The sequence below is a fragment of the Photorhabdus asymbiotica genome, from assembly GCF_003634575.1.
In the GTDB taxonomy this organism is placed as follows: domain Bacteria; phylum Pseudomonadota; class Gammaproteobacteria; order Enterobacterales; family Enterobacteriaceae; genus Photorhabdus; species Photorhabdus asymbiotica.
In genome coordinates this window covers 394734-419427 of the sequence record NZ_RBLJ01000003.1, presented here as the reverse complement: position 1 = coordinate 419427, position 24694 = coordinate 394734, and the positions used below count along the sequence as shown (strand labels likewise).

The window sequence follows — 24694 nt, the reverse complement described above, 5'->3', positions numbered from 1 at the left end:
TGTTTGTTTCATTACGTTTTTGATTAGTTACTCTGCATATTGGCGTATTTTTGTTCGTTTGTGTCGTTGTCTCGTTACGTTATTTTTTATGGTAAGTTTCATTATTTTTGTTGGTTTGGTATTGTTTGCCGCTGAGCATGTTGGTGAGAGAGAGCAACAATGAGACTTTGGAATAAGCATCTTCTGTGTGGGGTCATGATTTCACTGCTGGTTGGATGTCATTCCCGCCCAATAGATCAGGGCCAACAATATAAAGATGGTCATATTACTGAGGATTTATTGCTAGTGAATCAACCTAATGCTCAGGGTAGGCCGGTTAATGCTAAAGATTTTTCAGAGCAGGTTGCGTTTATTAGTCAGTCTGCCCCTCGTCTGTATAAGAATAATAGCTCGACTTTTGATGCTGTTCAGAACTGGATGTTAGCTGGTGGAGAAACCAGTAAATTGAATTTGTTTAATTTACATGCTTATCAGATGGAAGGTGTGGATAATTACGGTAATGTCCAGTTCACGGGTTACTATACGCCGATATTACAAGCTCGCCGTGTTAAACAAGGTGAATTTAAATATCCTCTGTACCGCATGCCTCCCAAAAGCAGATATCGCTTACCAAGTCGGGCTGAGATATATAATGGCGCCCTCAATCCTAATCTGGTTATTGGTTACAGTCGTTCACTGATTGATAATTATCTAATGGAAGTACAGGGTAGTGGCTATGTTGATTTTGGTGATGGTGGGCCGCTGATCTTTTTGGGTTATGCTGGTAAAAATGGGCGGGCTTACCGCAGTATTGGCAAGCTATTGATTGACCGCGGAGAAATCGCGCAGGAAGATATATCTATACTGGCGATTCGTAAATGGATTGAATCTCATAGTGAGGCAGAAGTCCGCAAGCTGCTGGAACAGAACCCTTCGTTTGTCTTCTTTAAACCTGAAGTTTACGCCCCGGTGCGGGGAGCTAGTGCTGTTCCTTTGATTGCAAAAGCGTCTGTGGCTTCAGATAAAAGGCTTATTCCGCCAGGAACAACATTGTTGGCAGAGGTACCTTTGTTGGATAAACAGGGTAAATTTACCGGTCAGTATCAGATGCGTCTGATGATTGCATTGGATGTCGGCGGTGCAATAAAAGGTCATCACTTCGATATCTATCATGGTATTGGTCGTGAGGCTGGTATGATAGCGGGGTTTTATAACCACTATGGTCGAGTTTGGGTGCTGAAAAAAGAGCAACCGGCTATGCTGATGGTAAATCAGTAGTGCTTCTTCATGGATTTTATAACAGGTTTTCAGGATTGATATTCAGTGATACAAGTTTCTCTTTCTGATGCGTACATGCAACGTTTTGCGGGTACTGCTCGTTTATATGGTCAAAAAGCGCTTTCTTTATTTTTTCATTCCCATATTTGCGTCGTGGGCATCGGTGGTGTGGGTTCTTGGGCAGCTGAGGCTTTGGCTCGTACCGGAGTAGGTGCGATCACCCTGATTGATATGGATGATGTATGCATTACGAATACTAACCGTCAGTTACATGCTTTAAAACAGCATATTGGGCAACCCAAAACGGCAGTGATTGCAGAACGTATTCTGGCAATTAACCCTGAATGCAAAGTGACGTGTATTGATGATTTTCTCACACCAGATAATGTCGAGGAAATTATGTCTGCCGGGTTCAGTTATGTGGTTGATGCTATCGATAGCATTAGGCCAAAAGCAGCTTTGTTGGCTTATTGTCGTCGCCATAAAATTCCGTTGGTGACAACGGGGGGCGCTGGCGGGCAACTCGATCCTACACAGATTCAGGTTGTTGATTTAGCGAAAACTATTCAGGACCCGTTGGCAGCTAAGTTGCGGGAACGGCTGAAATCTGATTATCACATTGTGAAGAATAGTAAAGGCAAGTTGGGAATTGATTGTGTGTTTTCAACAGAGCAATTAGTTTATCCGCAAAGCGATGGTTCTGTTTGCGCCGCTAAAAGTACAGCCGAAGGGAGTAAACGAATGGATTGCGCTTCCGGTTTTGGTGCCGCGACGATGGTCACGGCAACATTTGGGTTTGTTGCGGTTTCCCATGCATTGAAAAAGATGGTGGCTAAAGCTCAACGCCAAGGTGAACTTTAACCCTTGATGTAATGTTTTGTGATATTTTGCACGGTATGAATCAGCGATTTCACGCCGTTCAACCGTGAACCACTTAACTGTTGCTCTAGTCCGAGCTGGTGGAACAACGCCAGCAAGTGAGCTTCCGAAATTTGTTTCGGTGTTTTTCCTTCTATGGCGGTTAGGATTATTGCCAGAAGACCTTTTACAATGCGGCCTTCGCTGTCACCATAAAAGTGCAAATTGCCATCTGATAGTAATTGATGCCCTAACCAAACTCGGTTTTCACAGCCTGACATTTCGATATCCTGTTGTTTCAAATTGTCAGGCAATGTTGGTAGCTTCTTTGCCAGTAAAATTAACTGGCGATAGCGATCTTCCCATTGGCGGCATTGGTTAAAAGTTTCGATTAACTGTTGTTGGCTAATTTCTTGACCGAATGGATGTGGGGCAGTCAAGGTTTCAGTGGATTGTGTCATATATCATTCATCTTGTAATAGAGAAAGGCCGAATTTTACTGCTTGAACTAAAGAGTTGGCATCCTGCTGATTGTTATAAGGCATAAAAGATGCCCGTAAACAGCCACTGATACCGAGAGTCTCTATCAGTGGTTGAGCACAGTGCTGACCAGAGCGTAAAGCAATATTTTGTTCTGCCAGAATGGTTGCCAAATCACTGTGATGAATACCCGCAAAATTAAACGCTAATAAGCTGGAACCGGCAATACGGTAGCTGATAAATCCGGGTAAAGCGGAAAGTTGTTCTTCGGCATAGTCAGTGAGAGTGACAGCATGGGCTTCAGCTTTGGTCATATCAAGATCTTTCAGCCATTCCAGTGTGGCAGCAAAACCAATCACACCGGCAACATTCGGTGTACCCGCCTCAAATCTGAATGGTACAGCTTCCGGTGTAAAACCGCTGAATGATGCCTGGGTAAGCATTTTACCGCCGCCTTGCCAAGGAGACATGGATTCAAGTAGTTCACTTTTACCATAAAGTACGCCAACACCATTTGGACCATAGAGCTTATGAGCCGAAAATGCGTAGAAATCGATATCTGTTTGCTGAACATCAACAGGATTATGAACAACGCCTTGCGCGCCATCAACTACGATCAGGCAACCATGTTGGTGCGCTATTTTTGTTATTGCAGTTAAATCAACTGCTCCGCCGGTCACGTTGGACATTTGGCTAATGGCTATCAATCGACTGTGTTGGTTCAGAAGATCAGGCAAGGTGTTGATATCTGGCAACTTGCCGTTGCCTAAAGGCCATTTAATAACCTTGGCACCAATTTGCTCTGCCAGCATTAACCAAGGGATTAGGTTGGAATGGTGTTCCTGCTCACTCACTATAATTTCATCGCCTAGTTGGAGATGAGTACGAAAATAATTCTGAACAACTAGATTGAGGGATTCTGTTGTTCCTCTTGTCCAGATAATATTCTCAGGTTTTGGGGCATTGATGAGTTCAGCAACCAGCTGCCGAGCATTTTCATAGCGGGATGTGGTTTCCAGTGCAGCGTGATGTTGGCTGCGATGTACTGTAGTACCACTGCACTGATAATAATCCTGCGTTACTTTTATCATAGCTTGTGGCTTGAGTGCCGTTGCTGCACTATCCAAAAATACAGTCTGTTGTTGTAGGGCTGGAAATTGCTGGCGGAATTGTTCTGGTTCGAACTGTTTCATAGTTGATTTTATTTCGTTGTTGTTTATCAGGCTATTCTGTTGGTAATAGCGATTAGTCGTTTGTTTTTGGCTGAAAATGGATAGGTTGTTACATTAAGTAATAGTGCCATGTTCCAGTGATTATGCCAAAAAAAAGCACCGCAACTGCGGTGCATTAAAAAATCACTATGGACAGACAGGGTAAATGTACAGGAAGTGAAAAAAAACAGTAGCTTAAGCTACACAGTCTAGTTTCCCAGACAACTTGCAAACACAACATCACAACCACAAAGCCAAAAGTTTCATAGCGTTACTGCTAATTCACTTTTCGTTCCGGCTTAGGAAGTGGCGCCACTATAGGGATTTACTGGTGTATCCTCAATGGACAATTTATAATGGTTCGGATTACAAAAACTAATAACTAAATATAAAGAGTTACCGGTATCACCAATATTGAATAAGGGCTCACATGTCCAAACGTTTACCACCACTTAATGCGTTGCGGGTTTTTGATGCTGCGGCGCGCCATTTAAGTTTTACTAAGGCAGCTGAGGAGTTATTTGTGACGCAGGCCGCAGTTAGCCATCAGATGAAAAGTTTAGAGGATTTTCTGGGGCTAAAGCTGTTTCGTCGTCGCAACCGATCACTGTTGTTGACTGAAGAGGGACAAAGCTATTATTTGGATATTAAAGAAATTTTCACGTCGATAAATGAAGCAACGCGTAAACTTCAGGCGCGGAGTGCGAAAGGGGCTTTGACTGTCAGCCTGTCACCCAGTTTTGCTATTCAGTGGTTGGTTCCAAGGTTATCTGGCTTTAATTTAGCTTATCCAGGAATTGATGTCAGGATACAAGCGGTGGATCGGGAAGAAGATAAACTCGCTGATGATGTAGATGTTGCTATATTTTATGGTCGTGGAAACTGGCCAGGGTTGCGGACGGATCGTCTTTATGCAGAATATTTGCTCCCTGTTTGCTCTCCTTCGCTACTGACTGGGGAGAATCCTCTGAAGACACCAGCAGATTTGGCGCGTCATACATTGTTGCACGATTCTTCTCGCCGTGATTGGCAGGCTTATATACGCCAACTTGATATGCAGCAGCAGATAAATGTTCAGCAAGGGCCGATCTTTAGCCATAGCGCAATGGTGATCCAGGCGGCTGTTCATGGACAAGGGGTTGCATTGGCAAATAATGTCATGGCTCAGACTGAAATTGATGCTGGGCGTTTAGTTTGCCCATTTAATGATGTGTTAGTGAGTAAGAATGCATTTTACCTTGTTTGTCATGACAGTCAGGCTGAGTTGGGGAAAATCGCGGCATTCCGGCAATGGGTTCTGGCACAGGCTGCTAGTGAGCAGGAAAAATTGGGTTTTATTACCAATGAATAAGAAAAGGATAAGTCATTCGGGTTACGAGAGCTCTCAGATATATATCCAATAGATTTCAAGTTGCAGTGCGGCGGCAAGTGAACGCATCCCCAGGAGCATAGATAACTATGTGACTGGGGTAAGTGAACGCAGCCAACAAAGCAGCAGCTTGAAAGATGAAGGGTATATACCCAATGGATTTCAAGATGCATCGCGACGGTAAGGGAGCGAATCCCCGGGAGCATAGAGAACTAGGTGACCGGGGTGAGTGAGTGCAGCCAACAAAGAGGCAACTTGAAAGATGACGGGTATAAATATGAAAAAGGAAGATAACAGTGAATAGTCGTTTAATGCTTATCTTTGCTGGTATTAGTGGTTTTTTCTATGTGGCGTTTGGTGCTATCGGGTCGCATTTATTGTCCCCGATTATGGCAAAATATCAGCTAGGTTGGATTGAACTTGGCCTGCAATATCAGGGGATTCACACTCTGGCAATGATGGCTATATCTGCCATGTTGATGCGTAAAGTTGTTCTCTGGTTTTACTGGAGTGGTGTCTTTTTCGCGGTAGGTATTTTGTTGTTTAGTGGCAGTCTCTATTGTATGGCCTTATTACAGGTTAAATTTTTCGCTTATATTACTCCAATTGGAGGGTTCAGCTTTCTTGTTGGCTGGCTCTTAGTATTAATCGGCGCTTTGCGTCTAAGGAAATCGGCGCTTCGCCATGAATAAAATTGCTTTATATTGTCGCCCTGGTTTTGAAAAAGAGTGTGCGGCAGAAATCACCGATAAAGCGGGTCAAAAAGAGATTTACGGTTTTGCCCGGGTAAAAGACAACAGTGGTTATGTCCTGTTTGAGTGTTATCAGCATGAAGATGCAGATCGGCTTATTCGTGAGATACCTTTTCGGGAATTGATTTTTGCCCGCCAAATGTTGGTCGTGGGTGAATTATTGCGCGATTTGCCGCCTGAAGATCGGGTAAGTCCAATCGTTGGTATGTTGCACGGTGTCATTGAACGAGCAGGCGACTTGCGGGTTGAAGTGCCTGATACTAATGAAAGTAAAGAGTTACTGAAATTCTGCCGGAAATTTACTGTGCCGTTGCGTAATGCGATGCGCCAGGAAAAAATTTTGCAGATTAGGGAAAACACCAAGCGTCCTGTAATACACGTTTTCTTTATTGCGCCGGGTTGCTGTTATGTTGGTTATTCTTACAGTCATAACAACTCGCCATTTTATATGGGCATTCCCCGGCTGAAATTTCCTTCAGATGCACCAAGTCGTTCAACACTGAAGTTGGAAGAAGCTTTTCATGTTTTTATTCCTTATGACGAATGGGAAGAGCGATTAGCTAGTGGTCTGTATGCGGTTGATTTGGGGGCATGTCCTGGTGGTTGGACTTACCAATTGGTGAAACGCAGTATGATGGTTCATGCTGTGGATAATGGTCCAATGTCGCAAAGCCTGATGGATACCGGGCAGGTTCGGCATCACAAAGTGGATGGTTTTAAGTTTGAACCTTTGGTAAAAAACATCTATTGGTTGGTGTGCGATATGGTAGAAAAGCCAGCAAAAGTGACGCAATTAATGGCAGATTGGCTGGTTAATGGTTGGTGCCGGGAGGCTATTTTTAATCTCAAATTGCCCATGAAAAAGCGTTATGAAGAAGTTGCGCATAATTTGCAGAAAATGAATCTGCAATTAAAAGAGAATGGTATAAATGCACAAATTCAGGCAAAGCACCTTTATCATGACAGGGAAGAAATAACGGTTCATGTTCGCCGTATTTGGTCTGCTTATGCAGCTAGTCGGAATAATGACTGATTAACTGTTGTTCATCATTATCTTGGAATAAATTCCTAAAATAAGACTTCATAAAGCGCCTCAATGATATTCTGAGGCGTTTTTATTTAAATATTTAATGACATTATTGCATTTTGTTTTTCACTCCTATGTATAATAAAAGTGGAATGTTGAAGTGATTTAACCTATTTATTCAACAGAGAGTATATGACAATAATATTCTATTGCGAGGTTATTGTGATGTAATATGACAATGAATATTGTATGATTTGCGTCGAGAAATTGTTGATTTTTTAAATTGACTTAAAATAAATAACAAAATAAATATATACCCAATAAATTTCGAGTTGCAGCGCGGCGGCAAATGAACGAATCCCCAGGAGCATAGATAACTATGTGACTGGGGTGAGTGAAAGCAGCCAACAAAGCAGCAACTTGAAGGATGAAGGGTATATTATTATAATTGATTAATGAAACATAATATTAATGTAAAATAATCTAATAAATTGATATTATAAACTTAAAAATAATGGAGTTGATTGTTTGTTAAATTAATTTTAGAGTGTGAAATTTAATTGTGGTGTTAAGTTAAGATAAATATTATCTTAACTTAAGTTACGGTTTTAAACTTGATATCCTTATGAATATATTGAATTTGTATCTTATTTTTAAGAATGTTTAATCAGTTGTGCTGATATTATTATTTAATTGATGAAAACTGAAAATATAATTTAATTATATCAGCAAATAATGATTTAGAATAAATAAAGTAGTAACCATCATGTGATATATATTTTTTATTGATTTAACCAAGTTGTTATTACTTTGTTTGATAATAATGTATAGGAATTTACTGAGTTAGATTCCTTCTATAATGCGTCATGTCGTTCAATATTGCAGTTGAATAAGGAAGATTATTCTTATTTTGTCTATTCATATAACGGTCTGGGATAATTTCTTATTAAAATTATCAACAATAATTCTATAAATTTTTTAAAGTTTACTTTATGAGATAGTTAAATAATAGATAATTGATGAGTAATAAAATACCGCTAAGAAATTAGCGGTATTTTTTTCGCCTTAAATAGTTATGTTATATAAAACAATCGCTTATTTGTTTTATGTTATTTTTATCACGTTTATATTAAAAAAATATGTTAATTGCTTTTTACATAATTAACTTTAGTGTTACTTTGATGTGAAAGGGATTTTAGTTCTTAATTTATCTGACCAGGGGCGGTCTGTCGTTTTCAGGTTTTATTGACTTGTATTTAATAAAATAAAAAGATTTTTATATCTAAGTCCTGAATTTATGGAGAAATATATGTCTTTAAAGAAAAAAATTTCATACTCGGAAGAAGTTAGCGGTTCAGAAAAGGCAAATGAGTTGCTGAAATGGTTACAGGCTTATATACCAGGTAAGGATTCTAATATTGTCGTTGAACATGAGCCCAGCAAAGATGCCGCTAAAGAATTAATCCGAGGTGATTATCGTTGGGGGCATCAGGACGACGATAAATCGAAAGCTTTCCAATTAAAGTATAATTTCCTGGAAAGTAAACCGGATGATATGCCATGGCATATTTCTGAATTTTCAGCATTTAATGAAGAGCAAAAAGCGGCCGCAAAACTGTCAATACAATCTTGGGCTGATGTTGCTAATATTAATTTTGTTGAAACTTCTGATGTCAAGGAAGCGAATATCACCTTTGGGTTCTTTGATGTTAGTTTGACGGGGAGTTATGCATTTGCTTATCTGCCGAGGCCGGAGAAGACACAATTAGGAACTTGGTATAACGCCAAAAGCCGTACTTTCACAAATAATGATATCGACGTGAATGGTTATGGCCGTCAAACGTTTACTCATGAAATCGGCCATACATTGGGGTTACAGCATCCGGCTGATTATAATGCGTCTGATAAAGTGAGCCCAACTTATAAGAATAGTGCTACCTATTTTGAAGATAGTCGTGCTTACACCGTCATGAGTTATTTCAGTGAGAAAAATACCGGGCAAGACTTTAAAGGTATTTATTCTTCTGCACCATTACTTAACGATATTTCTGCCATTCAGGAAGTGTACGGCGCTAATAATACAACCCGTACCGATGACACGATATATGGCTTTAATTCCAATACAGAGCGCGACTTCTATACTGCAAAAGATGAGAACAGCAAACTGTTGTTCACTGCTTGGGATGCGGGTGGTAATGATACGTTTGATTTCTCTGGTTTTACGCAGGATCAGCGCATCAACCTGAATGAAGCTTCTTTCTCGGATGTTGGTGGTCTGAAAGGGAATGTTTCTATTGCTCGTGGTGTAACGATTGAAAATGCGATTGGTGGCAGTGGCAATGACGTCCTAATAGGCAATGATGCTGACAATACTCTGAAGGGTGGTGCTGGTGATGACATCATCTACGGTGGTCTGGGAGCAGATAATCTTTGGGGTGGAGAAGGTAAAGATACATTTGTCTACCTGAGCGCCAAAGAATCTCCTCCGCTTGAGCGTGATTGGATACATGATTTTGTTTCAGGTGAGGACAAGATTGATGTGTCATTATTCGATCTGGGTGAGTTAGGGAAAGGAGGCGTTAAGTTTGTCGAGGAGTTCACTGGTGCCGTTGGAGAAGCTGTGCTTCGTTATAACACCGTTGATAAGGTGAATGATTTCGTCATTAATATGGGTGGAAAATTATCTTACGATGATTTTTGGGTAAAAATTGTCGGAGAACCAATATTAGAGTCTGATTTCATCCTTTCATAACACAACAACACAACCGCATCTGATTTGGATGCGGTTATTCGTTTGGAGGCGGCATGGTTTTTGCAGTTTGGTATCTGAAATTTGCATTCTTTGTTGCTCTTACATTCGGCATTATCGGAGGAAGTATGGCAAGTAGTCTTGATCTCCCACACGCCAGTGAATTGAAAGGCATATGGCAACTATCAGATAAACGTCAACAATGTGATGTGTCATTGACTGACCAGCCATTACCGGAAGGATCAATTTGGTCACTTAATGGTGATAATGCTTGTTTGGCGGATATGTTTGGCGAAGTACCTGCTGGTTGGCGGCCTACACCTGATGGCATCACGATTACAGATAATCAGGGGAGTGGTCTGGCTTTCTTTGCTCATGAATCAGATGGTTGGTTTGCCCGGTTTGCTGATGGTCGGGAACTGATAATGAGACCTGGTGAGCAAAGGGAATAAGGCAAGGAACGTTAACATCAGATAGTCATATATTTATAACAACAAGATATATCAGATAGTTATTAAGGAAGTGCCGTGAAATTACTACTCCCAAAGGATGAGATTGCTGACGTCATTCGTGCCCGTAGTCGGGTGTTTTGGACTATCGGGTTGTTCACCGCTTTTATTAACCTGCTCATGTTAGTTCCGTCTGTTTATATGTTGCAGGTTTATGACAGAGTGTTGCCATCGGGCAATGAAATCACTTTGCTGATGTTGACCCTGATCACTCTTGGCATGTTTGCCATGATGGGAATGCTGGAATATATCCGCAGCATGATTGTTATCCGTATTGGTAGTCAGCTTGATATGAAGCTGAATAATCGGGTTTATACCGCATCTTACGAATCAAATTTGAAAAATGGTACAACAGATGCGGGTCAGATGCTCAATGACTTGGCAAATATTCGCCAGTTTCTGACGGGTAACGCCTTATTTGCTTTCTTTGATGCTCCTTGGTTTCCAATCTATTTGTTGGTTATTTTTCTTTTTAACCCCTGGCTTGGTTTGTTGTCATTGGTGGGTGCGTTGGTATTGATCGCCCTTGCTGTATTGAATCAGTGGGTATCAAGTCAGCCTTTATCAGAAGCCAATAAACTTGCTCTGCGTTCAGCTAGCCTTGCCAGCACCAACTTGCGTAATGCTGAAGTAATAGAGGCGTTGGGTATGTTGCCAGTACTGCGCCGGAGATGGTTTGGATTACATGAACGTTTTCTGAATTTCCAGCGTATTGCTAGTGAACGGGCTTCAGTGATTAATTCGGTCACTAAAACGGTGCGTTTGGCGTTACAGTCGCTGATCCTCGGACTAGGTGGTTGGTTAGCGATTGGTGGGCATATTACGCCGGGAATGATGATTGCGGCTTCAATTCTGATGGGGCGGGCACTTTCGCCAATTGAACAGCTGATTCAAGCTTGGAAAGGTTGGAGCTCCGCTCGTTTGTCATGGCAACGGTTAACCGATCTGCTGGAGCAGCAACCGGAACGGAAATCGGGAATGTCATTACCGGCGCCAAAAGGCAATTTGGTGGTAGAAAAAGTTTCAGCAGCACCTCCGGGAAGAAACAGTAAGGTTGTGTTGCAGGATGTCAGTTTCGCGCTGGATGCGGGTGATGTGATGGGATTAATTGGCCCCAGTGCTTCGGGGAAATCGACCCTCGCCCGGTTACTGGTCGGAATATGGCCGGCACAGGAAGGTGTAGTCCGTTTGGATAATGCAGATATTTATCAATGGAACAAAGATGAATTGGGCTCTTCAATAGGATATTTACCGCAAGATATTGAGCTGTTTGGCGGCACTATCGCTGAGAACATTGCTCGTTTCAATGAGGTAGAACCCGAAAAAGTTGTTCAGGCGGCAAAGAAAGCTGGGGTTCATGAACTGATATTAGCGCTGGATAAGGGTTATGACACCATTATTGGTGCTGGAGGTATTGGACTATCTGGTGGGCAGAAGCAGCGAATCGGTCTTGCTCGTGCGTTGTATGATGAACCGTCACTTGTGGTCTTAGATGAACCGAATTCCAGTCTGGATGAAGCGGGTGAAAGAGCATTGAATCAAGCTATTGCTCAGCTAAAAGCGCAAGGAAAAACCGTGATTGTGATTACTCATCGCACATCATTGTTGTCACAGACGAACAAAATATTGCTGCTGGTTCAGGGAAAAATGAAGATGTTTGGGTCATCTCAACAAGTAATGACGGCTTTATCACAACAGAATAAGAGTCAGGAACATTCAGCAACTAAGGCAGTTGCTCAGGCATCATAAGTAAATAGGCATTTAATTATAATAATATCAAATAGCTGAGACGGAGATTTCTGTCCGGGAGTGGATATGTCTGATCAGAATACGCCGGTAGTGGATGGAAAAGGATTGTTGCCACTAGAAGAAGGGCATTTTTTACGACTAGGATGGTTGGTGATTGGTGTGGGGATCTTGGGGTTTCTCATTTGGGCAGCATTCGCGCCGTTGGATAAAGGGGTTGCGTCTTCAGGTGTGGTGGTTGTGGATGGCAACCGCAAAACGGTTCAGGCTCCGGCAAGCGGTATTATCAGCCAGATTATGGTTGTTGAGGGAGAAACGATAAAAGCGGGCCAAACCCTTGTCCAGCTCAGTCAGGTGCAGGCAAAAGCGCAGGTAGATGCGATTCAGGATCAACTGTATACCACGCTAGCAACGGAAACTCGTTTATTGGCTGAACAGCATGGTGATGACATGCTGGTTTTTCCCGAAATATTGCAGCAATTACAATCTGAACCTCGGGTGAAAGAAATTATCGCGCTGCAAAAACAATTGTTCGCATCACGCCGTGAAATGCTGCAAAGCGATTTGGCAGGGCTTGAGCAGTCTGTGGCAGGGACCCATTTTCAGATTAAAGGACTGAAAGCTTCTCTTGTCAGTAAGCGAGTGCAACAGACAGCACTTAAAGAGCAGATGACTAATCTTAAATCTTTAGCGGATGAGGGGTATTTCCCGCGTAATCGTTATTTGGAACTTCTGCGTGAACAGGCTGAGCTGAACAGCAGCATAGCGGAAATGGAAGGACGTGCCGGTCAGCTTGAAAAACAGCTACAGGAAACCCAACAACGTATCATTCAACGTAAAGCAGACTATCAGCGTGAAGTGCGCACGCAATTGGCAGAAGAGCAGGTTGCCGCCAGTGAATACAGAAATAAGTTGGATACTGCCCAGTTTGAACTTATGCATACCTCAATTGTGGCGCCGGTTGATGGCACAGTTGTTGGGTTAAATATTTTTACACAGGGTGGTGTTGTTGCTCCCGGTGAAAAACTGATGGAAATCTTGCCGAACCAAATGGCGCTTGAAGTGGAAACCCGGGTTGCGGTTAATTTGGCGGATAAAATCAGCAAAGGACTGGATGTAGATCTGATGTTCACCGCTTTTAATCAGAACCGGACACCCAAAATTGAAGGAAAAGTGGTCATGGTTTCCGCAGATAGACTGGTAGATCCCGTGACTAGCCAACCTTATTATCAGATGAGAGCTGTCGTATCCCCTGAAGGGATGGAAAAACTGAAAGGGCTGGATATTAGGCCGGGGATGCCAGTTGAGGTATTTGTCAAAACCGGTTCACGTTCCTTGTTGAGTTATCTGTTTAAGCCATTGTGGGATCGGGCTTCGACATCGTTGATAGAGGAGTGATTATGAGACTAAATCATGCTTCTTTATCAGTGGGTTTGTTGATTCTTTTCAGCGTCAGTTTGTTCTCTTTTCCTGTATGGGCACTGAGTCTGACAGAGGCTTATGCGCTGGCATTAGAAAATGATCCTACTTTCCTCGCAGCGGTAAAAGAGAGAGAAGGTGGAGCAGAGTATGAAAAGATAGGTAGGGCAGAATTGTTACCTAAGGTGATGATGTCTTATCAGAATTCACCGAGGAACTGGCAACATATGGAGCAACCTGCGTATGATCGTCGGGGAAATAAGACAACTGCCAGCCGGGATCGCCAATATAGCAGTTATAACGTGGCAGTTGTGTTGACTCAGCCATTGATAGATTTTGAGATATGGGCACGTTATAAAGCCAGTCAGGCGCATACGTTGATGAGCAATGAACGTTTTCGGGCAGATTTTCAGCAACTGGCTGTCCGGGTAGTGAATGCTTACGTGGATGTGGCTTATGCACAGGATCAGATTGACTTAGTGATACGTCAGAGAATGGCGTATGAAAAACAATTGGAATTGAACAGGAAATTGTTTGCTTCTGGTGAAGGGACACGCACTGATGTGGTGGAAACACAATCCCGTTACAGCCAGGCTATTGCGGATGAGATAGCAGCTAAAGACGATCTGGATGCCGCAATCCGAGGCTTACAATTGATTGTTGGTGTTCCTCTTCCCATTGATTTACCGGTGCAGCGGTTATCAGATAAAAAGCAGTTTAAAATATTGCAGTTGTCGCCAAGCCATTATGAAGAATGGGAAAAACTGGCATTAGCTAACAATCCGGTTCTGGCCGCTTCCCGTCAGGAAGTGAAAGCGGCGTACCATGAAGTGCAACGTAATCGGGCAGGATATTTACCTAAGTTGGAACTTTATGCTTCCCATTCTGAAAGCGAATCTAGCAGCGATAATACGGTAGATCAGAAGTATCGAACCGATACCATTGGATTACGGATGAGCATGAATATCTATAATGGTGGTGGTACATCTGCTGCTGTGCGTCAGGCGGCGGCGCAATATGGAAGAACCAAATATGAGCTTGATGCCCAGGCAGGAGAAGTTCTTAATGCATTACGTCGGAATTATAATCAGTACCTGAATAGCGAAAAGCGGATTAATGCGTATGAAATGGCCGTTGAATCAGCTAGCTTGCAGGTGGATGCAACCAGTAAGAGCGTTGTTCTTGGGCAGCGGGTTAATGTGGATGTTCTGAATGCTGAGCAGCAGCTATATACTGCCCGGCGTGATCTCTCTCAGGCCAAATATAATTATATTAAAGCTTGGGTCGGCCTACTTAATGAGGCCGGTGAGTTAAAAGGTGAACATTTGGATAAGGTAGCCGGGTATTTTCGTTAGTTTGCTGTTGTCAGCCGGAGTTGTTGTAAGTTGCCATTTAAAGCTAAATCGGTACGTAATGACGCAACTTTCCGGCTGATAAACGCAATTTCTTTATTTGATTCCAATTTGTTGCGCCATTTATCAGGTTGTTGCTTGAGGTTCTGGAAAAGATTATCCAGCGTACCGGACTGTTGCAGTAAAATAGTGGCAGTTTTAGGTCCAATTCCCGGAATTCCGGGGATTTTACTGCTACTGATCCCCGCTAATCCCCAGTAATCAGGCAATTGTTGCGGAGCAACACCAAATTCTTGTTGAACAAATGGCATATCTAGCCAGCGTTTCTGGAAGTAGTCACGAATACAGATATTGGGTGAAAGTAATTGGCAATAACCTTTATCAGTAGAAACAATCGTAACATGGTAACCGGCAGCAGCGACTTTTACTGCCAACGTTGCGGCGAGATCATCAGCTTCATGCCCTTGGGCATGCCAGCAGGCAATACCTTGTTGTTCAAATGATATTCTGATCTGCGGCATCTCTTGTTTCAGATTGTCAGGCATTGGAGAGCGACCGGCTTTATAGTCAGGCAATATTTGATGCCGCCAACTGTTACTACGAGCCTCTTCATCGAAGACTGCGACAGCATGGGTAGGATTGGTATGTTGGATCAACTGCCTTAGTGCGTTCTCGCAAGCAGGAATGCATGGGCTACCCTGCACAGCGTGAATGCGGCGGATAAGGTTAAGAGCATCAACAATTAGAAGGTGTATCATAGGGTTCACTATTAAGCAGCATTGTGCTCCATCCATGGAGCAGATATTTTTTCGGGCAGTAAGTTTTATCGGCTAATTTCGTAGCAAGGTTCGTAGGCAGTCCCACCGGGTAGTTTCATCCGGTGCTGTTCTACAAAGTCTGCCAGCAGCTTGTCCATATGGCGCATTATTTCAGCATCTCCGTGGATTTTGAATGGGCCATGTTTTTCAATCGCTTGAATACCAATTTCTTTCACATTGCCGGCAACAATCCCAGAAAAAGCACGGCGTAGTGCAGCTACCAGTTTGTCAGGCGACTGATCAGGATGGAGATTAAGATTAGCCATGTTTTCATGAGAGGGTGCAAACGGTTGTTGTAAATCATAGTTGATCTTCATTGACCAATTAAAACTGTATGCATCACCGGTACTGTGACGGTTATCTCTTACTAATGGCATTGCTTCTTTCATTATCCGGGCAACTTCAGGTGGATCATCAATAATGGTGTGATAGTAGCGTCGTGCTTCTTTTCCCAATGTATGAACAATAAATTCATCCAAGACTTGGAAATAATTTGCGCTTTCTTTCGGACCGGTAAGAATCAATGGCAATATCTGTTCCTGATTTTCCGGGTCCATCAGAATACCCAACAGGTAGAGTAATTCCTCTGTTGTGCCGACGCCACCTGGGAAAATAATGATACCGTGGGCAATACGAACGAAGGCTTCCAGACGTTTTTCTATATCTGGCATGATAATCAATTCGTTCACTAATGGGTTAGGTGGTTCAGCTGCAATGATTGATGGCTCGGTGATACCGATAAAACGGCTATCTTTATAATTCTGTTGTGCATGACCTACGGCTGCACCTTTCATCGGTGCTTCCATTGCACCAGGGCCGCAGCCGGTACAGATATTAAGCCCTCGTAGTCCAAGTTGATGACCAACGTTACGGCTATATTGATACTCTTGTTTAGTCACTGAGTGGCCGCCCCAACAGACAATCATATCGGGATCTTCGTCGGTATGTAACGCTCTGGCGTTACGCAGAATAGAGAAGATGGTGTTGGTGATATAGGCACCATTTTCCAGATTGGGATGATGCTGTTTTCCTGAATCAGTAATCTGAGTATGAACAAACAAGATATCCCGCAGCACTGCGAATAAATTAGCTTGTAGTGAATGGATAATTTTCCCATCAACAAATGCTTCTTCTGGTGGATTTACCAATTCCAGTTTCACTCCACGCTCACGGCGCAATACGTTAATATCAAAATCCGTGTATTTAGCGAGGAGCTCTTTACTATTATCAGTTTGGCTACCAGAGTTGAGTACAGCCAGTGAACAGTTTCGGAACAAGCGATGAAGATCGCTTTTTGCGGTACTTTTCAGCATATCTACTTCAAGTTGAGATAATAAATCCATTGAACCGAGTGGGTTGATATGTGTAATCAAGAATGACTCCTTATATCGTGTATGGGTTTCACCTCAATATCGTAAAACGACTGCTCCCGCCCGTACTGGACGAGGGTTTACGACGGTTTTTGCTAAATCTGTCACATTTCCTATTTCAGCTTGGTTTTCACCGACTGCACTCAGTAAACTCTATTTATTGACGTGCCAGTCTGCCTGTTTTTGGTGCAAAGTCGGTACTATTTGTGCGCCATGGATTGATATCTAATCCCCCGCGACGGGTATAACGGGCATAGACCGAGAGTTTTTCTGGCGAGCATAGCTGTTGTAAATCATTGAAAATACGCTCAACACATTGCTCATGAAATTCATTATGATGCCGAAATGATACCAGATAACGTAGTAACGATTCTTGGTTAATTTTTGCTCCTTTATAGTGAATCTGGACAGATCCCCAGTCAGGTTGATGGGTAATCAGACAATTGGATTTCAGTAGATGGCTAACCAAAACCTCTTCCACCAACGGGCCTTGCGCAGCACCTTGCAGATAATCGCGGTTGAAATTATATTCAGTAATGTCAATATCTTGATTATCAATACATTCACCGGTAAAAGCAGAAATCGGTTGGTTATTGAAATGATCTAAATGATGAAGTGTCACTGTTACATGACCATCAGCACAAGCGGCGAGATCACGCTGTAATGTTTCTTCAACGGCTTGCCAGTTTTCAAAACGGGTTTGATTAAAGCTATTCAGATAGAGTTTGAAACTTTTAGATTCAATCAGATTTTTACTCTTTGCATTCAGGCTGACATGCCCGACAGCAACTTGCGGCAAGCCACGACTATTCAGCCATGATAGTTCATAAAGCGTCCAGATATCAGCCCCGTGGAACGGCAAATTGTCAGGAAAAATGTTCAGGGGTTCACGGTTCATACTGCGCGGCACTGCTTGCAGCAAGTTGGCGTCGTATTGGTCATGGTATGAAGTGGTTTTACCTAGAGTAAGCGGCTCAAGAGCTTGATGATCCTGATATAACGACATGTTATTCCTCAAAATCTGATATACCCTTCATCTTTCAAGCTGCTGCTTTGTTGGCTGCTTTTACTTACCCCAGTCACAGAGTTATCTATGTTGCTGGGGATTCGTTCACTTGCCACCGCGCTGCAACTCGAAATCTATTAGGTATAATAGTGATCGTAGTCATTGCCCAAGTTTAGCAAGCTACGGGGTTTTATCAGAGTCTTATTTATTTACTGCCGAAAATGGTGTCAAAGCCATCCAATATCATTTATCACTGCGGGTAGTGAATTGTTTTATTTCACTACCCGCAGTGATATCCAGAGAAGCTTTAGAGATATCAATCCCGACTAAACCTTGACAAGTCTAAGTACAAATACCGGCTTTGGGGATAGGTTTTTAATGATGACCTGTTTTATTTATAACTCTTATCATGAATGAGTTTATTACGTGCTTCAATTTTTCCATTGAGGTTTAATCTAGGGTAATTGTCAGTTAATACATTTTCCCAAGAACCATAAATAGGATTTGGCATCATAATAAATTTATAACCAAAATTCGGAGCATTCATCATGACTAATTCTTTACGTTTATTGTTTTTTTTACGATAAAAAATATCGCCAAAATCGTTTAAATTATCTCCCATAAATACCACGATGTGATAACCGGACGCAATGATTGTGTTGAAACGGTGTTGTTTGTTGGACGTTTTATCCCGTAAAAGTAATGTTTTTTCTGAGACATGTGGGAACCCATTTTTGATCAGAGTATTCATAGTATGCTGGTAATCGTCAGACTTTCTATTCGAAACGTAAAATATTTCTCCACCGTTATTGATGATATAATTTACAAAATCAACAGCGCCAGGAATAGGGCTGGATTTTTCCTTTGATACCCATTCTTCCCAGTTTCTCTGGTTAGACAATTCACCACTTTTAATTTGTTGAGCGTTATATGATGTGCTGTTTAAGATCGTTTCATCAAGATCTACCACAACAGCTTTCTTTTTACCTGGTATGTTATCTGCACGATCAAAAGCGTCTTTTGCTATATTAAAAGCTTGTGCCACTAATGCGAGATATTCGCTGGAGTTTTGCATCCATAACACAGCGCTGGTATTTTGTTTTGTGAGAATCGTTTCACTATCTTGCTGATTGTAGCCGCAGCCAGCTAATAGTATCGCTATAAATGAAATAGCAAAAAAAGTCGTTTTTGTTTTCATAATAAATTTATTTCCTGTTTTTCAAATTTTCTTTTCTAACGTCTTCAATCATTTTTTTAGCTTCCTTTTTTGAACTCTTGGCGGTGTATAAAAAGAGATTAAAGAAAGTGTTGTTTTTTATATCAGCTAATTTAACTTTATAATTTAGGATATTATCAATATCATCTGATAAAATGACAGAAATATCTTTTTCGAGTGCTTCGTTTTCTTTAAATTTAGGTTGAATGAGGCCAGGATAACTGTTTTTCAAGAGCATCAGATCTATGTAACTTAATAAAAATGGAGATCTACCTTCTAATGAACTAAGAAATCGACTTTCTCTGTATAGATGAAACATCGTATCGTAATAAAGAGATTTACCGCTCAGACAGCGGACGCCATCAATAATTTCTGTATCTGAGTTATTTATATGAAATGTTTTTGCTTCTGGGTGAGTGTGCCAGCAAGATGTGTATGCGAGATCGATAGCGACAGGTATATCATCAATTAATTTAATCAGATGTGGATGATGGTCGGGGCTTAACTGGTATTTAATCAGATCGAATCGAGAATATTTAATAATTTCTTGTTTGCTATAGTCGTAAATCCCTTCAATATAGCCTTGTGAATAAAGAATATCTAAGTACTTTTCTAGTTGTGAATTGTTTATTAATAAGTCGATATCATTATAATTCCTGTGTATTTTATCTTTATACAGAGATGATAAAGCGTGCCCTTTTCTAATGGCATAAGGCAGGTTATTTTGATCAAATTGCTTACCAATGTTCTGTATTTCCTGCAATTTTGTTTCTTGCTGATTTCTCATATACGTGAGATATGATGACAGCATATAGTAAGTTTGCCGTGTGAGTTTCTTTACTTCACCATATTTTTTTATCAGGTCAAACCATATTGGAATGAGTTTATGTTTTCCCAGAAAATGCAGATCGGCAGAGATAACATTATCTAAATCTAAGTCCTCATTTTTTTTTATACCTAAATAATCACTGATGATATAATTGGCTGAGGTTATGTTTTTTTTATCAAGAATATCGTGCATATTTTTACATCCGTCAGTATGTATTGATTGATTTTGTTCTTAAAATTTACTTTTTCTATTTCTAAAATGAATATACCCAATAGATTTCGAGTTGCAGCGCGGCGGCAAGTGAACGAATCCCCAGCAGCATTGATAACTCTGTGACTGAGGTAAGTAAAAGCAGCCAACAAAGCAGCAACTTGAAGGGTATAAATTATCTAATATTCTTATGCTATAATATTTGCCAAGGGTGTGCAACTATATATTCTTTAAGGATTTTATTAAATCACAATGTTATTTTTAGGCGTTTTTTATTAAAGCCCTTTACAATGTAGCTGGTATTGAATCAGCCCGGTAAGTTGACATCAGGTGGGAGGGGAAATATACGATATGTATTGCAAAAAATAATGATTTTAAATACTATTAACCAAAAATAACTGAATAAAAATGCTAGTATGAAAATCTTAAAGTTATCAGCCTTTCAATCTGCTAAATTTAATAATTATCCTTGGGAATGGGGCGTTATTAATAATTTAATAACAAGACAGGATGCGATTCAAATTGCATCTGAAATAGAATGGTTGGATTTTCGTCCTATTGCGGCAGAGAGAAGTGACAAAAGCTATAGTATGTCGTTGTTTGAAACTAATAGACAGAATGTGCGGGGAGAGAGATTAAATGAATTACTGAAAGATGTACGCTCTATTCAATATATAAAAGCGTTAAGTGAGTTCACAACAGCAGCATTATTGGATAAAGAGTGCGTCATCAATATCTGGAAATATTCAAATCAAAACTATTTATCACCGCATTTAGATAAAGCCGAAAAATATGTTACTCATCTTATTTATTTTAGTGAGGAATGGCTAAAATCCTATGGTGGCTGTTTGAATATTCTAACAACGTCTGATGAGGCTTCAGTTATAGCCCATATTGAACCACACTATCAAAACTCAGTGGTGATAAAAACTGACGATAAATCATGGCATAGCGTCTCTCCTGTTAAGGTTGAAGGTGTGGATAGATATTGTATGCAAATTATTTTTTTAAAATCATGAAAATAACCTGTGTGTATACCCTATGGATTTCAAGATGCTTCGCGACAGCAAGGGAGCGAATCCCTGGGAGCATAGATAACTCTGTGAATGGGGTGAATGCAGCTAACAAAGAGGCAACTTGAAAGATAACGAGTATAACCATTCAAGTTTATATTTCGCTACTTGATATTAGAGTGAACACGCAGATGGAAAAATTAGACGCAAAGGTATTGCAATATGTTACATAGCATCAATTCAAGAATACAGATAATTCGCCGAACAAAAGAGAACAAAAGGCGATATTTAAATCTGAAGAGTAATGAAAATCTGGTAACAGATGATCCCTTGTTTTTTCGGACATTACTAAATAATGTCGATCCTATTGAGCTTCTTAAGTATCCAGTTTACGATGATATATATCATCGTCTTAAATCACATCTTGGTGTTGAAAATATTGTATTGACCAGCGGTTGCCATGATGCTATTAGAGTACTCTTTAGTAGCCTTGATAAGATAAAAAATAAAGTTTTATTAACGACACCAAATTATGATGGCTATTCTCTTTATCTTAATATTAATGAAATACCTTATGTACAGTGTTCGAGAACACCAGATAGCCCGTTTGATTTATCATCTTTATATGAACAGGCGTTAAGGAATCAGTGTAATTTATTGGTTTTGACTAACCCAGACCCTTTTGTTGGTGATTGTTTTGAACGCGATCAGATCACCGTATTTCTCCAGAACTGCAAAGACCGTGGCATCACTGTTATTTTGGATGAAGTCTATTCGGGTTTTGGCCGTGATTCAGATATTATGCTCACTAAAACCTATGATAATTTACTCGTACTGAACAGCTTCTCTAAATCCTATGGATTACCAGGATTAAGAGTTGGTTGGATTGCGGGTAATGCAAAAAATATAGAAGATATAGGTTGTTTGTTTCCTGAATCAACATTGTCGGGTATCAGTCTCTATATTGCGAATCAATTAATTAAAAAACCTGATTTTTTATTACAATATCGCAATAGTATTCAATACAATAGAATGCAACTGATAAATAAAATGGTCATGCTGGAGTGTATTGAAACTTATACGCAGAGCGTGAGTAACTTTGTATTATTTAAATTGCTAAAAACCGCTTCTTCTGGGGAGTTGTGGAAAGAGTTACTTTCTCAAGGGGTTTATGTTGCGAATTTGAACCACATTCCGGGGTTTGAAAATCATTATAGAGTGACAGTGTGTAAGGAAGACGCAAGAGGAAAATTGATTGATTCGATTAAACGATTTTAAGGGAAGGAAAATTCTAATAGTAGGCCGTCCGTGTAGCGGTAAAACTTCTCTTGGTAAACAGTTATCTGAAACGACAGGGATAAATCTTTTTGACTTGGATGATATTTATTGGGAAAAAGGATGGCGGCGTCCAGATGATGCAACATTTAAAGAAAATTTAAAACAGGTTTTGGAGTTGGAGGAGTGGATTATTGCGGGAAACTATTTACAGACTTTGGCGTTTCGTATGCATTATTGTAGTGATATCATAATATTGAATTGTACTTGGTATAAAGCCGTTTATCGCTACTTTAGACGTATTGTGATGCGAGCTTGCAAAAAAGAGCGAAATACGAGTTATTCTGGCTGGTATAGGGAGTTCAATATAAAGTTTTTCTTTAAGAAAATAGTTTTCTATTATAAATTTTACCATCAGTTTAATGAGGCGATAAATAAATCGAGTGATTGTGTTAAAATTCACAGATATTAAATGTAATTTTATGTGTTTATTTGTAGTGCTAATAGGAGTGAATCTTATTTTTTATATACTCAATAGATTGCGCGGCGACAAGAGAGCGAATCCCCAGTTCAATGTGACTGGGGTGAGTGAAAGCAGCCAACAAAGCAGCAACTTGAAGGATGCAGGGTATATAGCTGAGAAAATTAAACTATGATATTAAGTAATTAGCAACAGAACCATATTTTTTTATAATGTAGTCGTCTAATTGCAAAATAGCTTTTCCATCCGTTTTTAATCTGTTCATATAATCTTGTTTGGTTATATTTCTTTTTTCCCAATGAGATGAAAAATAATCAATTTTTCTTATCAATTCTATGCCAGATTGTTCATAATCATAGATAATCCCTTCCCAAGGAAGACCATACATTTTACTAAGAAAATATGAAGCGATTCCAGTTCGGTCTTTACCAAAATAACAACCGAAACCCACTAATTTATTGCTGCTTACTATGGTATTTAACTGACGAAATTCAGGCTGATAACGCTCTACAATCTCTATATAAAATTCCAGCAGATCATTGATACAGGGTATACGGATATTACGGTATTTACTGCCTGCATCCGTCATTGGTAAATTAATACAACATTTCGCTATAGTTGTATTACGAATGGCTTCCTGAGGATTACGAAAATCAACCAGCACATCCAGCAATTCTGGACAAAAGGAAATGTCTCCGTAACCTAAAGCCATTCGATAATAGTTAATGCCAGCAAAACTGAGTTTTCTAATGTTAATCATTTTTCAGAGGAAAATTCATATATAGGGAAAATAGTTCCACCAAAGCGTGTTTTGTACTGTCTCATATGCCTTGTTTTGTCGTCTTTAGATAATCGCACCGAGGTGAGATTAAGTGTTTTCAGTTTCTGAGACTGAGCCCATTCAGCGGCGGTCATCATTACATGATAGGTTACTCCGCTATTGGATAGATAGCTTTTGTCGTCGTAAACCAGCTTACGCAAATATGCTTCTGACCCAATAATTGCGAAATTAAGGCATGCTAAAACATCTTTCCCTTTAAAAGCAAAAAAAGTTTTACTGTCTCCTCTCTTGTCCTGAGACCGTAATATTTTGCATGCACCTGAAGCATCCTGTTGTGTAATGGCATTGCGCTGAAATCCTCGTTCCATTAGGGTTTTATATTTTTCCATATATAAGACTGATTCTTCTAGGGGGAGAAATTCCGACGATGAACTTACCACTACTCCGTCTCTAACGCTTTTTAATACCATGTTTTTAATTTTCCGTTTCTTTCCTCCCGTGTGGTAAATAGCTTGTTCCCAGATATCGCAATCCAGTCTTATTTTAATGAGAGTGGCTAGGGTAGACGTAATATTATATTGAGCGGCATAATTCAGTATTTCATTGCTGGTTAATATCGCTTGCAGGCCAGCCATTTCGATGCAGCTGGCGTTTCTGATTGGAAATCCAAATTGCGTTATCCAGCGCAAGAATCTGTCAATTAATATGTTTATTACTACACTGGTTCCTTTGATGACGGGGCCACAGTACCAAGTGACTGTACCGCTTTTTTTATTGATAAAGATCAGACATCTTAATTCTGCACGTTCAGATTGTATTGTGATGTATAACGGTGATGCGCTATAGCACTGTTGGACGTATTCCGCGTGAATAGTCGTTTGAGGATAGGGCGTACTGGAATGATGAACCATAAACGCATTCCATTCAACGGCATTTACCTCGCTATGGTTTTGAACAACTAACAAT

The 24694-nt window shown here is 40.5% G+C and carries 23 protein-coding genes; 14 read left to right on the top strand and 9 right to left on the bottom strand.

Features of this window, described 5'->3' with window-relative positions; translation table 11 throughout:
- The first annotated feature begins 159 nt into the window (after window positions 1-159).
- Together mltA and tcdA are read left to right on the top strand one after the other, a co-directional pair.
- A complete protein-coding gene (gene mltA, locus BDD30_RS14130) occupies window positions 160-1257 on the top strand; it encodes a murein transglycosylase A (RefSeq protein ID WP_012776786.1) in 1098 nt (365 codons plus the stop codon).
- A 48-nt stretch (window positions 1258-1305) separates the two neighbouring features.
- On the top strand, window positions 1306-2118 hold the full coding sequence (tcdA, locus tag BDD30_RS14125; protein ID WP_071823773.1) for a tRNA cyclic N6-threonylcarbamoyladenosine(37) synthase TcdA: 813 nt from the start codon (window positions 1306-1308) through the stop codon (window positions 2116-2118).
- Here tcdA and csdE read toward each other — a convergent pair.
- On the bottom strand, window positions 2115-2576 hold the full coding sequence (gene csdE, locus BDD30_RS14120) for a cysteine desulfurase sulfur acceptor subunit CsdE (protein WP_012776788.1): 462 nt from the start codon (window positions 2574-2576) through the stop codon (window positions 2115-2117). The two genes, tcdA and csdE, sit on opposite strands and share 4 nt — an antisense overlap.
- A 3-nt stretch (window positions 2577-2579) precedes the next feature.
- Window positions 2580-3788: a cysteine desulfurase CsdA gene (gene csdA / locus BDD30_RS14115; RefSeq protein ID WP_012776789.1), complete on the bottom strand. Its 1209-nt coding sequence runs from the start codon at window positions 3786-3788 to the stop codon at window positions 2580-2582.
- Window positions 3789-4236: 448 nt separating this feature from the next.
- Here csdA and BDD30_RS14110 point away from each other — a divergent pair, with 448 nt between their 5' ends.
- The 8 genes from BDD30_RS14110 to BDD30_RS14075 all read left to right on the top strand — a co-directional run bounded on the left by BDD30_RS14110 (window position 4237) and on the right by BDD30_RS14075 (window position 14732).
- Entirely contained in the window at window positions 4237-5157 is a 921-nt protein-coding gene (locus BDD30_RS14110) for a transcriptional regulator GcvA (RefSeq protein ID WP_012776790.1), read from the top strand.
- A 314-nt stretch (window positions 5158-5471) separates the two neighbouring features.
- A complete protein-coding gene (locus BDD30_RS14105) occupies window positions 5472-5867 on the top strand; it encodes a DUF423 domain-containing protein (RefSeq protein WP_012776791.1) in 396 nt (131 codons plus the stop codon).
- Window positions 5860-6960, top strand: a complete 1101-nt coding sequence (rlmM, locus tag BDD30_RS14100) for a 23S rRNA (cytidine(2498)-2'-O)-methyltransferase RlmM (protein WP_012776792.1) — start codon at window positions 5860-5862, stop codon at window positions 6958-6960. The genes BDD30_RS14105 and rlmM overlap by 8 nt, the downstream gene beginning before the upstream one ends.
- Window positions 6961-8251: 1291 nt before the next feature.
- Window positions 8252-9706: a serralysin gene (prtA, locus tag BDD30_RS14095; protein WP_012776793.1), complete on the top strand. Its 1455-nt coding sequence runs from the start codon at window positions 8252-8254 to the stop codon at window positions 9704-9706.
- A gap of 53 nt (window positions 9707-9759) precedes the next feature.
- A complete protein-coding gene (locus tag BDD30_RS14090; RefSeq protein WP_012776794.1) occupies window positions 9760-10155 on the top strand; it encodes a protease inhibitor Inh/omp19 family protein in 396 nt (131 codons plus the stop codon).
- 75 nt (window positions 10156-10230) lie between these two features.
- Window positions 10231-11961: a type I secretion system permease/ATPase gene (locus BDD30_RS14085; protein ID WP_012776795.1), complete on the top strand. Its 1731-nt coding sequence runs from the start codon at window positions 10231-10233 to the stop codon at window positions 11959-11961.
- A gap of 66 nt (window positions 11962-12027) precedes the next feature.
- The gene (locus BDD30_RS14080) at window positions 12028-13356 is read left to right on the top strand and encodes an HlyD family type I secretion periplasmic adaptor subunit (RefSeq protein WP_041381527.1); all 1329 of its coding nucleotides are present in this window, start codon (window positions 12028-12030) and stop codon (window positions 13354-13356) included.
- A gap of 2 nt (window positions 13357-13358) precedes the next feature.
- Window positions 13359-14732 (top strand): TolC family outer membrane protein, encoded by a 1374-nt coding sequence (locus tag BDD30_RS14075; RefSeq protein WP_012776797.1) that lies wholly within the window; start codon window positions 13359-13361, stop codon window positions 14730-14732.
- Here BDD30_RS14075 and xni read toward each other — a convergent pair.
- From xni to BDD30_RS14045, 5 genes are all read right to left on the bottom strand, one after another.
- Complete coding sequence (gene xni / locus BDD30_RS14070; RefSeq protein WP_041381528.1) at window positions 14729-15487, bottom strand: flap endonuclease Xni; 759 nt, start codon at window positions 15485-15487, stop codon at window positions 14729-14731. The genes BDD30_RS14075 and xni overlap by 4 nt on opposite strands.
- A 65-nt stretch (window positions 15488-15552) precedes the next feature.
- A complete protein-coding gene (gene ppnN, locus BDD30_RS14065; RefSeq protein WP_012776799.1) occupies window positions 15553-16920 on the bottom strand; it encodes a nucleotide 5'-monophosphate nucleosidase PpnN in 1368 nt (455 codons plus the stop codon).
- 154 nt (window positions 16921-17074) lie between these two features.
- On the bottom strand, window positions 17075-17923 hold the full coding sequence (gene queF / locus BDD30_RS14060; RefSeq protein WP_041381530.1) for an NADPH-dependent 7-cyano-7-deazaguanine reductase QueF: 849 nt from the start codon (window positions 17921-17923) through the stop codon (window positions 17075-17077).
- Between the two features lie 391 nt (window positions 17924-18314).
- On the bottom strand, window positions 18315-19121 hold the full coding sequence (locus tag BDD30_RS14050; protein ID WP_012776801.1) for a 5'-nucleotidase, lipoprotein e(P4) family: 807 nt from the start codon (window positions 19119-19121) through the stop codon (window positions 18315-18317).
- A gap of 7 nt (window positions 19122-19128) precedes the next feature.
- Window positions 19129-20160 (bottom strand): nucleotidyltransferase family protein, encoded by a 1032-nt coding sequence (locus BDD30_RS14045; protein WP_012776802.1) that lies wholly within the window; start codon window positions 20158-20160, stop codon window positions 19129-19131.
- A gap of 434 nt (window positions 20161-20594) precedes the next feature.
- Between BDD30_RS14045 and BDD30_RS14035 the strand changes: the two genes are divergently transcribed.
- From BDD30_RS14035 to BDD30_RS23625, 4 genes are all read left to right on the top strand, one after another.
- Window positions 20595-21197, top strand: coding sequence for a 2OG-Fe(II) oxygenase family protein (locus tag BDD30_RS14035; RefSeq protein WP_012776803.1), 603 nt, complete (start codon window positions 20595-20597; stop codon window positions 21195-21197).
- 216 nt (window positions 21198-21413) lie between these two features.
- Complete coding sequence (locus BDD30_RS14030; protein WP_012776804.1) at window positions 21414-22469, top strand: aminotransferase class I/II-fold pyridoxal phosphate-dependent enzyme; 1056 nt, start codon at window positions 21414-21416, stop codon at window positions 22467-22469.
- Window positions 22447-22938 carry a P-loop NTPase family protein gene (locus tag BDD30_RS14025; RefSeq protein WP_012776805.1) on the top strand — a complete coding sequence of 164 codons (492 nt, stop codon included), beginning with the start codon at window positions 22447-22449 and terminating at the stop codon, window positions 22936-22938. The genes BDD30_RS14030 and BDD30_RS14025 overlap by 23 nt, the downstream gene beginning before the upstream one ends.
- Before the next feature lie 37 nt (window positions 22939-22975).
- Window positions 22976-23122 carry a hypothetical protein gene (locus tag BDD30_RS23625; protein ID WP_170152963.1) on the top strand — a complete coding sequence of 49 codons (147 nt, stop codon included), beginning with the start codon at window positions 22976-22978 and terminating at the stop codon, window positions 23120-23122.
- On the opposite strand, the gene BDD30_RS14020 is transcribed toward BDD30_RS23625, so the two are convergent.
- Both BDD30_RS14020 and BDD30_RS14015 read right to left on the bottom strand, forming a co-directional pair.
- Window positions 23117-23707 (bottom strand): tyrosine-protein phosphatase, encoded by a 591-nt coding sequence (locus tag BDD30_RS14020; RefSeq protein ID WP_012776806.1) that lies wholly within the window; start codon window positions 23705-23707, stop codon window positions 23117-23119. The genes BDD30_RS23625 and BDD30_RS14020 overlap by 6 nt on opposite strands.
- Window positions 23704-24693: a hypothetical protein gene (locus BDD30_RS14015; RefSeq protein WP_012776807.1), complete on the bottom strand. Its 990-nt coding sequence runs from the start codon at window positions 24691-24693 to the stop codon at window positions 23704-23706. Before BDD30_RS14015 ends, BDD30_RS14020 begins: the two co-directional genes overlap by 4 nt.
- Between the last annotated feature and the right edge of the window lies 1 nt (window position 24694).